The organism is Kribbella sp. NBC_01510 (genome assembly GCF_045040325.1).
GTDB lineage: Bacteria > Actinomycetota > Actinomycetes > Propionibacteriales > Kribbellaceae > Kribbella.
Window position 1 is genome coordinate 5842597 of record NZ_CP109418.1, and the last position, 11373, is coordinate 5853969.

12 protein-coding genes are annotated in these 11373 nt (G+C 69.0%); 6 read left to right on the forward strand and 6 right to left on the reverse strand.

What is annotated here, in order from left to right; translation table 11 throughout:
- Positions 1-29 precede the first annotated feature (29 nt).
- The 3 genes from pknB to thiO all read right to left on the reverse strand — a co-directional run bounded on the left by pknB (position 30) and on the right by thiO (position 4325).
- Positions 30-1979: a Stk1 family PASTA domain-containing Ser/Thr kinase gene (gene pknB / locus OG558_RS29140; protein WP_405065849.1), complete on the reverse strand. Its 1950-nt coding sequence runs from the start codon at positions 1977-1979 to the stop codon at positions 30-32.
- Between the two features lie 73 nt (positions 1980-2052).
- Positions 2053-3009 carry a LysM peptidoglycan-binding domain-containing protein gene (locus OG558_RS29145; protein WP_405065850.1) on the reverse strand — a complete coding sequence of 319 codons (957 nt, stop codon included), beginning with the start codon at positions 3007-3009 and terminating at the stop codon, positions 2053-2055.
- Between the two features lie 167 nt (positions 3010-3176).
- On the reverse strand, positions 3177-4325 hold the full coding sequence (gene thiO / locus OG558_RS29150) for a glycine oxidase ThiO (protein WP_405065851.1): 1149 nt from the start codon (positions 4323-4325) through the stop codon (positions 3177-3179).
- A gap of 164 nt (positions 4326-4489) precedes the next feature.
- Between thiO and thiE the strand changes: the two genes are divergently transcribed.
- From thiE to OG558_RS29165, 3 genes are read left to right on the forward strand one after another with little or no spacing between them, the layout of a single operon-like run.
- On the forward strand, positions 4490-5137 hold the full coding sequence (gene thiE / locus OG558_RS29155) for a thiamine phosphate synthase (RefSeq protein ID WP_405065852.1): 648 nt from the start codon (positions 4490-4492) through the stop codon (positions 5135-5137).
- Positions 5134-5562, forward strand: a complete 429-nt coding sequence (locus OG558_RS29160) for a ribonuclease domain-containing protein (RefSeq protein WP_405065853.1) — start codon at positions 5134-5136, stop codon at positions 5560-5562. Before thiE ends, OG558_RS29160 begins: the two co-directional genes overlap by 4 nt.
- Positions 5559-5993, forward strand: coding sequence for a barstar family protein (locus OG558_RS29165; RefSeq protein ID WP_405065854.1), 435 nt, complete (start codon positions 5559-5561; stop codon positions 5991-5993). The genes OG558_RS29160 and OG558_RS29165 overlap by 4 nt, the downstream gene beginning before the upstream one ends.
- Here the strand turns inward: OG558_RS29165 and OG558_RS29170 are convergent.
- Positions 5976-6332 carry a DUF4180 domain-containing protein gene (locus OG558_RS29170; RefSeq protein WP_405065855.1) on the reverse strand — a complete coding sequence of 119 codons (357 nt, stop codon included), beginning with the start codon at positions 6330-6332 and terminating at the stop codon, positions 5976-5978. The two genes, OG558_RS29165 and OG558_RS29170, sit on opposite strands and share 18 nt — an antisense overlap.
- Positions 6333-6408: 76 nt before the next feature.
- Between OG558_RS29170 and OG558_RS29175 the strand changes: the two genes are divergently transcribed.
- On the forward strand, positions 6409-6828 hold the full coding sequence (locus OG558_RS29175; RefSeq protein WP_405065856.1) for a helix-turn-helix domain-containing protein: 420 nt from the start codon (positions 6409-6411) through the stop codon (positions 6826-6828).
- Positions 6829-7887: 1059 nt separating this feature from the next.
- On the opposite strand, the gene OG558_RS29180 is transcribed toward OG558_RS29175, so the two are convergent.
- Complete coding sequence (locus OG558_RS29180) at positions 7888-8958, reverse strand: polyprenyl synthetase family protein (RefSeq protein ID WP_405065857.1); 1071 nt, start codon at positions 8956-8958, stop codon at positions 7888-7890.
- Positions 8959-9015: 57 nt separating this feature from the next.
- On the opposite strand from OG558_RS29180, the gene metF reads away from it, so the two are divergent.
- Together metF and OG558_RS29190 are read left to right on the forward strand one after the other, a co-directional pair.
- Complete coding sequence (gene metF / locus OG558_RS29185; protein WP_405065858.1) at positions 9016-9933, forward strand: methylenetetrahydrofolate reductase [NAD(P)H]; 918 nt, start codon at positions 9016-9018, stop codon at positions 9931-9933.
- Positions 9934-9937: 4 nt separating this feature from the next.
- Entirely contained in the window at positions 9938-10468 is a 531-nt protein-coding gene (locus OG558_RS29190) for a histidine phosphatase family protein (protein WP_329475814.1), read from the forward strand.
- Positions 10469-10479: 11 nt separating this feature from the next.
- Here the strand turns inward: OG558_RS29190 and OG558_RS29195 are convergent.
- A protein-coding gene (locus tag OG558_RS29195; protein WP_405065859.1) for an IS5 family transposase occupies positions 10480-11371 on the reverse strand; the annotation gives its coding sequence in 2 pieces (ribosomal slippage) (positions 10480-11017 and positions 11016-11371; 894 coding nt in all).
- Between the last annotated feature and the right edge of the window lie 2 nt (positions 11372-11373).

Sequence of the window (11373 nt, forward strand, 5' to 3'; positions counted from 1 at the left end):
CAGACGCCCGGGGTAAGCACCAAAACGAGCTACAGCACTGTAATGGTGACAGTGGTGCCCGGCTGGGCCTTCTTACCCGCGCCGGGGTTCTGCGCCGCGACGATGTTCAGGCCGAGGTTGAACGGCGCCTTCTCCACCTTCACGACGAAGCCCGCGCCGGTGAGGATCTGCTGCGCCTCGGCGGTGCTCTTCCGCTTGACATTCGGCACGTCCACCAGCGGCGGGCCCTTCGACACCACCATCTGGACCTTGTCCTTGGCGAACAGCGTGCCGCTGTTGGGCGTCTGGGTGATCACGTTGCCCTCGGGCACCTTCTCGTCGTACTGCTCGGTGCGGCCGACGAGGAAACCGAGCTTGCGCAGGGCCTTGTTCGCGTCCCGGTAGCTCTTCCCGGTCCAGTCCGGCACGTTGATCGGCTTCTTGCCCTTGCTGACCGCGAAGTTGATCGCGTCGCCCGGCTTCACGACGGTGTTGAACTTCGGGCTGATCGCGATCACGCGGCCGTTCGGCACGGTCTCGCTGTACACCCCGTTGATCTGCCCGGTGTTCAGCTTGATCGGGGCGAGCGCCTGCTGAGCGGCGTCCAGCTGCAGCCCGACCAGCTGCGGCACGCGGTACCGCTCGGGGCCCTTGGAGACGGTGAGACCGATCTCACCGTTCTTGCGGATCCGGTCACCCGGGGCGGGGTCGGTCCGCATCACGTCACCCTTGCGCACGTCCTCGGAGAAGTCCTGGTTGTCCACAGTGGTCCGCAGGCCGGACTGCTCGGCCTTGGTGGCCGCGGCCGCGGGGACCATGTTCACCAGGTCCGGCGTGGAGGTGTAGCGGTGGATGCCGTAATACCAGGCCGCGGTGCCGATGGCGATGGCGGCGACCAGGATGAGGATCAGCGCAATCGGTCCGCGCCCTCTGCGTTGCTGCAGGGGCGCTTGCATCGGAGTGCCGGTCGGCCGGCCCTTCTCCACCGGTACGACGATCGTGTCGTGACGCAGGACGTTCTGGTCGGTCGACTCAGGCACTCCGCGCGTGTAACCGTCGTCGTACCCGCTGTCCTGGCGGATCTGCTGGATCGGCACGGTCAGGTCGCCGGTGAGCTCAGGGTCGTCCGGCACCCCTTCCTCGAGCGCACTGCGGACGCGGTGCACCTGACGACTGAACACCCGCGCGTCGGCCGGCCGCAGATCCCGGTCCCGGGCCGTCGCGCGCTGCACGAGTGCATCGACGTACGGCGGGATGCCCGGCTGCTCCAGCGACGGCGCGGGCACGTCGGCGTGGACGTGCGCGTAAGCGACCTGGATCGGGGTGTCACCGGAGTGCGGCTTGTTGCCCGTGAGCATCTCGTACAGCAGGATGCCCGCCGAGTACACGTCCGAGCGGGCGTCCGCACTACCGTCGGTGACGAGCTCCGGCGCCAGATACGACACCGTGCCCATGAGGAGACCTTGGGTCGCGGTGTTGCCAGTCGCGCTGACCGCACGGGCCAGACCGAAGTCGGCGACCTTCACTGTGCCCTTGTCGGACATCAGCACGTTCTCGGGCTTGATGTCGCGGTGCACGATGCCGGCATCGTGGGCGGCCGAGAGCGCGGACAGGATCGGGGCGAGCAGATCCAGCGCGCGGGCGGGGGAGAGTGGCGCCTGGTCGCGGATCACGTCCCGCAGTGTGCGACCGGGAACGTATTCCATGGCCAGGAACAGGGTCCCGTCGTCGTCACCCTGGTCGAAGACGGCCACCACATTCGGGTGCGAGAGACGGGCAGCGGCCCGGGCCTCGGCCACGAACCGGCGGGCGAACTGGGCGTCGTCGCCGAGCCCGTCGTGCATCACCTTGAGCGCGACGGTCCGGTCCAGCCGCATGTCGAGAGCCTGGTAGACAGTGGCCATGCCGCCCTTGGCGACGCGCGCGCCGACGCGGTACCGTCCGTCGAGCACCCGCCCGACAAGGCGGTCGCTGACCTGCGTCCCCACGTCGTCCGTCACTTGCGGTGAGCCGCCTCTCCAAACCGTTCTGCTCAGAGAGTGTAGATAACGGCGCAGCGTGACAGCGCCAGGCTCACCGCAGGGGATCCCACCCGCGTTCGAGCTGGGCCTTGATCCGGAGCACGTTCTTCACATACAGCTTCGTGTCCGGGTACATCCCGTTCTTCCTCACGCCGCCGAGGCCCTGGTAGTAGCCCGCGACCGCGATATCGAGCCGCGCGGCGCCGGTCAGCCGGTCCAGCAGCACCACTCCGGCGGTGACGTTGTCCTGCGGCCTGAGCAGGTCCAGTTCGCGGCCGGCGATGCTCGAGGCGAACTTGCCGGTCGACGGGATCACCTGCATCGCGCCGACCGCGTTGGCGGGGGAGACCACCCGCTGCTTCCAGCCGGACTCCTGCCAGCTCACCGCCAGCGCGAGCTCCGGGTCGACGCCGTACCGCTTCGAGGTGTTGACGATCAGGCTGCGGAGCTGGGAGCGGGTCGGCAGCTTGCGGTTCTTCAGGATCGCGCGGTTGCGGTTGGCGCGCGCGACGATGTGGTCGGCGTACGTGCGGCCGGCGAAGGTGTTGCTCTTGTTCTTCGCCGGCGCTTTGGCCTTCGGCCGGATCTTGACCGGGACCTGCAGCGGCTTGCCGGCGTAGATGCGGTCGCTCGACCGTAGTTTGTTGGCGGCCAGCAGGTTTGCCTGGGAGCACTTGTAGTGCTTGGCGATCTTCGAGATGGTGTCGCCTGGTTTGACGATATACGTGACCCGGCCGAGCTGGGATCGCTTGGCCGGACGCGCCGCGGTCGTGCTGCCCTTGCCGGGGATCTTCAGCACCTCACCGGCGTAGATCGCGTTGCCGTTGCCGGGCAGGTTGTTCAGCGCGACCAGTGTCTTGACGCTGGTGCCGTAGCGACTGGCGATGTGGCTGAGGGTGTCGCCATCCTTCACCTTGTAGGCGCCGAAGCCCGGTGAGCCGGCGGTGATCACGGCCGCGGTCAGCACCGGTACTGCGATTCCGGTCAGTATTCGTACGACGCTTCGCATATCCATCTCCCCGTGTGAACGTCACTTGACCGTAAGTGCTGATGCTGATGTGACAACAGGGGTGCATGGGGTGCTTGTTACGCCTGTAACTCAATGGTTACAATTCAAGGCTGAACTACATGGTTGTGGTTCACAAGCTTCCCGTTGCTCAGGGCAACCGGGAGGCCTCAGTGGCCGGACTGGCCGAACCGGCTGCCCAAGAAGGGTTTCCCGAGCTCTGGCAGGACTCCGGTGCGGACTGTGTCGGCGATGATCTGCGCGGTGATCGGAGTGAGCAGGACGCCGTTGCGGTAGTGCCCAGTTGCCCACAGCAACCGATCCAGACCGGACGGCCCCAGGATCGGTGCGTTGTCCGGTGTGGCGGGCCGAAGTCCGGCGATCGTCTCCACCAGCTCCAGTTCGTCGATGATCGGCAACACGGTCCGGGCGTCCCGCAGCAAGGCGAACACGCCACCGGCGAGCACGCGGGTGTCGTAGCCGAGCTCAGAGGTGGTCGCACCAACGACCAGCTCGCCACCCGGCCGCGGCACCAGGTAAACCGAGAAGCCTCGCGCCGTCGCGCGTACGGTGTGCCGCAGTGCGGGCCGGTACGCCTCAGGCACCCGCAGCCGCAGCACCTCACCCTTCACTGGCCGCACGGGCGGCCGCAGCTCATCCGGAATGCCTTCCAACTGCGACGACCAAGGACCGGTCGCGGCGATCACGTGCCCGGCATGCACAGTGTCCCCGTTGTCCAGCTGTACGCCGACAGCCGTCGTACCGGAGGTGATCACGCGGGCTACCCGCTGGCGGATGAGCAGAACGCTGGAGAGGTCGATAGCGCGGCGGAGTGCCTCGACTGCTTGCCTGTTGTCGACGGAGTGGTCGCCTGGGACCCAGACGCCACCGGAGACGCCCGCTGCGAGCAGGGGCTCGCGTCGACGCGCATCGCGACCGGACAGCTCCTCGACCTCGAGCCCGAGCCGCCGCTGGTAGTCGGCGAGCCGGCGCAACGCGGCTGCGTCGTCGACGTCGTACGCGACGGACAGTGTGCCGGTCTGGTGCAGACCTGCCGACAGTCCGGTCAGCTCCTCCAGTTCGGCCGCGAACGCCGGCCAGGCGTTGACACCGGCCAGGTTGAGGGCCAGCAGGTCGTCCTCGCCGTACTCCACCTCGGTGACCGGGGCGAGCATGCCGGCGGCGACCGCGGAGGTCTGGGCGCCCGGCGTCGGGTCGCATACCGTCACCTGCATACCGTCTGCGGCCAGCCGCCAGGCAGTCGCCAGACCGATCAGCCCGGCGCCGATCACCACCACATCGGACGTGTGCTCGGTCATGGGGCGTCCCGGTCTGGACTGAGGAGCGCAGGGAGCGCAGCGACCGGAGCGACGAGGGAAGACCGGGAGTCAAAGCCCCATGACCGCGCCGGCGCCGGAGGCCCGGCCATGAACACAGGCATGCCGTAAGCCTACGTCTGGCGGGTCATGGCAGGCTTTGGGGTGTGACTGACCACAGCGACCGACTGGCCGACGCGCGTCTCTACCTGTGCACGGATGCGCGTGAGAAGCAGGGCGATCTCGAGCAGTTCCTGGATGCCGCACTGGCCGGTGGCGTGGACATCGTGCAGTTGCGCCAGAAGGAGATGGAGGCTGCGGACGAGCTGGCGGCCCTTGAGGTGTTCGCGGACGCCTGCAAGCGGCACGGCAAGCTGCTGGCGGTCAACGACCGGGCGGACATCGCTTTCGCCGCGGGAGCCGACGTACTGCATCTGGGCCAGCGGGATCTGCCGGTGCACGCGGCTCGAGCGATCATCGGTGCGGAGCCGATCGTCGGACGCTCCACGCATACGTTCAGCCAGGTGAATGCCGCCGTGACCGAGCAGGGCTCCGACTACTTCTGTGTCGGCCCCACCTGGGAGACCCCGACCAAGCCCGGCCGGCAGGCCGCCGGTCTCGAGCTGGTCTCGTACGCCGCCAGCCGTCCGCAGGCGAAGCCGTGGTTCGCGATCGGTGGCATCGATCTCGATCGGCTGGACCAGGTCCTCGAGTCCGGTGCCACCCGAGTGGTCGTCGTCCGCGCGATCACCGCCGCGGACGACCCGGGCGCGGCGGCCGCGGAGTTCAGCCGGCGGTTGCGGGACGCCGGGTGATCAACAACCCGAAGACCGCGCGGATCGTCGCGATCGTGGTGATCGCGATGCTGGTGATCACCCTGGCGGCGTCCCTGTTCGGCTGTGCTGCCGCCAAGCCGTCGGCGTCGGGCAGCACCGACCCGGAGAGCGGCCTGAAGATCGTCGCGGTAGCGGACCTGCCGAAGGAGGCGCAGGCCACGCTCGAGCTGATCGACCAGGGCGGACCGTATCCGTACAGCCGAGACGGCGTGGTCTTCGGCAACCTCGAGAAGCTCCTGCCGAAGCACGACCGCGGCTACTACCACGAGTACACCGTGACGACACCGGGCGAGAAGGACCGTGGTGCCCGCCGGATCGTGACCGGCACCGGTGGTCAGCGTTACTACTCCGACGACCACTACAAATCCTTCCGCCGAATCACGGAAGACGGGGGGACCTCATGACCGACCTGCGCACGTTGCTGGCTGACGGACTGCGTCCCGGGGTCTACCGCTGGCGGTCGGATCGGACGCCGGAGCAGGTACGTCGTGACGTCATGGCGGCGGGGTGGGACTTCGTCCTGCTGGACACCGGCGAGATCCACGACAAGGCGGGGTTCCTCGACCTCTGCGCGACCGCGTTCGACCTGCCACGCTGGTTCGGCCGGAACTGGGACGCCCTCGCCGACTCACTCAGCGACCGGTCCACCGGCGAGCCGGAGATCGTCTTCTGGGCCGGTCTGCAGCACCTGCTCGACCACGACCACGACACCGTCGACGTGGCTCTGCAGATCTTCACCGAGGACATCACGAACTCCGGTCAGCTCCGCGTCCTCATCCACCAGCCGGCCGATGCGAAGACCCCGGCCCTGCTGAGCTCACTGCCCACCGTGTAGCCGCGCGGCCAGCGCGTCCAGGTCCGGCACGAACCACAGGCTCCGCCCGCGGTTGCTCTCCCGCACCCAGTCCGCCAGCGACGTGCTGGCCGCAGTCCGGCCCGCGATGTCGCCGACCACGGCCAGGCCCATCCGGTAGTCCACGAACTTCTGCGCGATCGCGCCCGCCCGGCCGGTGCGCAGTTCGAAGAAGTCGTCACCCAGTTGCTCCGGTGTGAACGCGACCCATTCGGCCTGGTGCTCGTAGTGCGCCCGCGCGATGAGCTGGACCGCGTCGCGATCGTCGCCCACCCGCACGTCACTCACGAACACCCGCACCCCACTCAGCTCGTCGATCATTCGTCTAAAGTACCTAAAAGATCCCTATCTTGCTATTTATAGGGAATTCTAAGGAACCTGCCGTAGTCTGATGAACATGCCTCAGGAGCTGTACTCGGTCGAGCAGGTGGCCAACCGGCTCGGGCTGCACGTCCGCACGATCCGGAACTACGTGCGCGACGGCCGGTTGAAGGCCGTCCGGATCGGGAAGCAGTACCGGATCACCCGCGAGGACCTGGAGGCCTTCACCGGCACGACCGCGGCCGCCCTCGAGGTGGACGAGACGAAGCGGCACGTGGAGGCGTCGAGCATCGTGCACATCGACGCGATCGATCGGGCCGGCGCCGACCGGATCAGCACGCACGTGGTCGGATCCCTCAATCAGAGCGGGATCGGCCGGCTCCGCGTCGAGACCGTGTACGACGAGGAGCGCGCCGTACTGAAGGTGATCATCCTCGGCGATCTCGCGCCGACCGCCGAGCTCCTCCGGCTGATCAACCTGATGACCGCCCCGTAGCCGACTCCACCCGACCCCGACCGCCCCGTAGCCGGCTCCACCCGACCCCGACCGTCCCGTAGCCGGCTCCACCCGACCCCGACCGTCCCGTAGCCGGCTCCACCCGACCCCGACCGTCCCGTAGCCGGCTCCACCCGACCCCGACCGTCCCGTAGCCGGCTCCACCCGACCCCGACCGTCCCGTAGCCGGCTCCACCCGACCCCGACCGTCCCGTAGCCGGCTCCACCCGACCCCGACCGTCCCGTAGCCGGCTCCACCCGACCCCGACCGTCCCGTAGCCGGCTCCACCCGACCCCGACCGTCCCGTAGCCGGCTCCACCCGACCCCGACCGCCCCTCCGGCATTTGAGGGATATCCGGCTCTTCTGCTGGATGTGTGGGCGAGGTGAGCCAGGCTGGCCGGTGTGCAGCTCGACAGGTGGTGTCGGTCCAGGGTGCTGGTCGGGCGAGGTATTCACGCCTGGCCCCGCCGGCCCGGCAGGGGCCGGGGTGGAGACGTCCTGTCGAGCTGCACACCCTCAGCCTCCGTCCGCACTCCCCGCAAGCCGCCGTCCGCACTCCGCAAGCCGCCGTCCGCACTCCGCAAGCCGCCGTCCGCACTCCCGGGCTGCGACCGTCCGCACCCCGATCAGCCGGCACCGGCGGGCATGTGCGGTGACTGGACGGGTTCGTCTTGCCGGTGGTGGGACTGTTACCGGTCCCGGGGCTGGGACACCGTTTGGGCGCCTCGGACAGGCTGTGCCGTGTCCGAGGTCCCCACTGCCTGTCCGAGGTCGGGCCTGGACGACCGGGGTCGGGCGCCGCCGGCCGAGAGCCTCGACCAGACGGGGTACGCGGGGACCTGGCATTTCTGACCCCCGCGCACCAGGGCTGTCTCAAGTCACCGGACCCGGGTCCGCCCGCCGACGAGGACATGGCCGGCCGGCCACCCACACCTCGAGCAGAAGAGCCGGATATCCCCTCAACTATCCCCTGCTCTGCTCATATCAAGGCGGGAGAAGGGGCAACTTCAAGGGATCTCCCCTCAAGTTGCTGCGGAGGGGACCGGCAGCGGTCGGGTCAGAGCAGGCGGGACGTGGCGGCGATCGCGAGGTCGGCCAGTGCCTTGCGGGCGGTGTCGTCGGCCAGAGGAGCGCGGTCGAGTGCGTCGAGGGCGTCCTCGGTGCGTTCGGTGATCAGGTCCTCGCAGGCCTGCACGGCCCGGGAGTCCTGCAGGATCTCGCGCAGCAGCTGGATCTCGTCGTCGTCCAGGTCGGGCCGTCCGAACAACCGGTCGAACTCGGCCAGCTGGACCTCCGACGCGTGATCCACCGCGTACGCGACCAGCACGGTCCGCTTGCCCTCGCGCAGATCGTCGCCGGCCGGCTTCCCGGTCAGCGCCGGATCGCCGAACACCCCGAGCAGATCATCGCGCAACTGGAACGCCTCACCGACCGGCAGTCCGTACGCCGACAACGACTCGATCAACCGCTGGTCCGCACCGGCCAGCGCGGCGCCGACGTGCAGCGGGCGCTCGACCGTGTACGTCGCCGACTTGTAGCGCAGGACCCGCAAGGCCAGGTCCATGTCGGACTCACCGCTCGCCTGCGCGACGAGATCGAGGTACTGCCCGGCGGTCACCTCGACCCGGACCGCGTCGAAGAACCGCGCCGCCCGCGCCAGCGCGGCCGCGTCGAAGCCTGACGTGTGCAAGAGCTCGTCGGCCCAGATCAGGCACAGATCGCCGAGCAGGATGGCCGCGCCGACCCCGAAGCCGACCGGATCGCCACCGCGACCGGACGCCTCCGACCGGGCCCGTTGCAACGCCTCGAACCGGCGATGGGCAGCCGGTGCACCTCGCCGTACGTCGGAGGAGTCCATCACGTCGTCGTGCACCAGGGCGCTGACGTGCAGCATCTCCAGGCTGGCCGCGGCCGTCAGGATCGGCTGCGCCGGATCACCACCGGCGGCCCGGAAACCCCAGTAGCAGAAGGACGGGCGGAGTCGCTTGCCGCCGCTGGTTGCGTCGCGCGCCGCCTGGACCTGCTCGGTCAGCTCCGGGCCGATCGCGGCCAGTCGCTGCTCCTGCAGGTCGAGGAAGTCGGTCAGCGCCCGCTGGACCTCGGCCGGGATGTCCACATCGCCATACACGTCTCGGAGCGTAGTCGGTACACGCGCGGCGGTAGACACCGCGGGTAACCTGTCGCCATGGCGAACGGACTTCCCTCGACGCTTCCCGGCGGCACGCCGACGATCCGCGAGCTCCTGTCCTCGGGGAGTCGTTCGTTCTCGTTCGAATTCTTCCCACCGAAGACGCCCGAGGCCGAGGAGGTGCTGTGGCGCTCGATCCGCGAGATCGAGCAGCTGCGGCCGACCTTCGTCTCGATCACGTACGGCGCCGGCGGGACCACGCGCGACGGCACGATCCGGGTCACGGAGCGGGTCGCACAGGACACCTCGCTCACACCGCTCGGCCATCTGACCTGTGTCGCGCACTCGCGAGACGAGCTGCGGTCGGTGATCGGCGCATACGCGGGTGCCGGTGTGCGCAACATGCTGGCGCTGCGCGGCGACCCGCCGGGCGGTCCGAACCAGCCGTGGGTCGCGCACCCAGAGGGACTGAACCACGCGGTCGAGCTGGTCGAGCTGATCCGGTCGCTGGGCGATTTCTGTGTGGGTGTCGCGGCGTTCCCGGACAAGCATCCGGAGGCAGCATCGCTGGAGGCGGACGCGCAGGTGCTCGCGGCGAAGGCCGGGGCCGGGGCCGACTACGCGATCACGCAGATGTTCTTCGGGGCCGACGACTACTTCCGGCTGGTCGACCGGGCGGCTGAGCTGGGCTGTGACATGCCGGTGCTGCCGGGCATCATGCCGGTCACCAACATGAAGCAGATCCAGCGGATGGCGGAGCTGACCGGGATGGCGCTGCCGACCGCGGTCACCGACCGGTTGCTCGCGGTCGAGGACGAACCGGCCGCGGTCCGGGAGGTCGGCATCGAGATCGCGACCGAGCTGTGCGAGGCCTTGCTGGCCGGGGGAGCTCCAGGCATTCACTTCATCACCTTGAACAGGTCCACCGCGACCCGTCAGGTCTTCCTGAACCTCCGCTCATCCGTCGTATCCTGACTCGATGGCTGACCCGTCGGATCTGTTGATCGATCGCACGCTCGTCCTGCTCCGGCACTCCAAGTCGGTTCCGCCCGAGTCGATGCCGGACTTCGAGCGCCCGCTGTCCGACCGCGGCCGCGCCGACGCGCAGGCCGCCGGGCGCTATCTGGTTGCCCAGGGCATCGAAGCCGACCTGGTCCTGTGCTCGCCGTCCAAGCGCACCCGGGAGACCTGGAAGTACGCCGTCGAGAGCGGGGCGACCGCGACCGACGTCTGGTACGACCGCCGCATCTACAGCGCCGACGCCGACGAGCTCCTCGACGTCGTCCGGGAGGCTCCGACCGAGGCCCGCACGGTGATTATGGTCGGCCACGGGCCTGGCATCCCGTGGCTCGCCGACGAGCTCGCCCTGGATGGCACCAGCCCGGAGCGCACCGAGCTCAGCCGGAAGTACCCGACCACGGGTCTCGCCGTCCTGCACCTCACCTGCCGCTGGCCCGACCTCGCCGCGAACGAGGCCGACCTCGTGTCGTACGTCGTACCTCGCGGCTAGGGCGTGTCTCCTTATTGGCGTAGCCAGCTGACGATCGCGCAGAGAACGGCGCCTCCGCGGTAGGTGAGGGCGAGTTTGTCGTAGCGGGTGGCCAGGCCGCGCCATTGCTTGAGGGTGTTGAAGGATCGTTCGACCACGTTGCGGCCCTTGTAGGTCTCGGCGTCGAAGCCGACCGGTCGGCCGCCGTCGCGGCCGCGCCGTTTGCGGTTGGTCTGCTGGTCGGCGGGTTCGGGGATGACCGCGACGACCCCGCGGGCCCGCAGCAGGGCGCGGTTCGCGCGCGACGAATAGGCCTTGTCGCCCAGGACCCGGTCGGGCCGGGTGCGGGCCCGACCCGGCCCGATCCGTGGCACCGCGATCGCGGCGAGCAGGTACGGAAACATCGGTGAGTCATGGCCCTGGCCCGGACCCACCAGGATCGCCAGCGGCCGGCCCCTGCCGTCGCTGGCGTGGTGGATCTTCGTGCTCAGGCCACCGCGCGAGCGCCCGATCGCGTGATCAGGCGGTTCACCGCGCGGATTCTTGTAGTTCGATCGTTCCCCCTGTGCCACCCAGAGCACGCGGCAGGTTCGTCGCGTGCTGATGCGCACGATTGATCGTCGAGTCCACCGACACGTTCCAATCGACCTCGCCGGCCGCGTCCGCCTCGGCCAGCAGCCGCGCATGGATCCGGTCCCAGGTGCCATCGGCGCTGAACCTGCGGTGCCGCTTCCAGACCGTCTGCCACGGCCCGAACGCCGCCGGCAGATCCCGCCACGCAACACCAGTCCGGAAACGGAACATGATGCCCTCGACCACCTGCCGGTGATCACGAAACGGCCGCCCCCGCTGACCAACCGACGACGGCAGCAACGGCTCGATCCTCGCCCACTGGGCATCGCTCAACACAGCCAGACGCGACATCC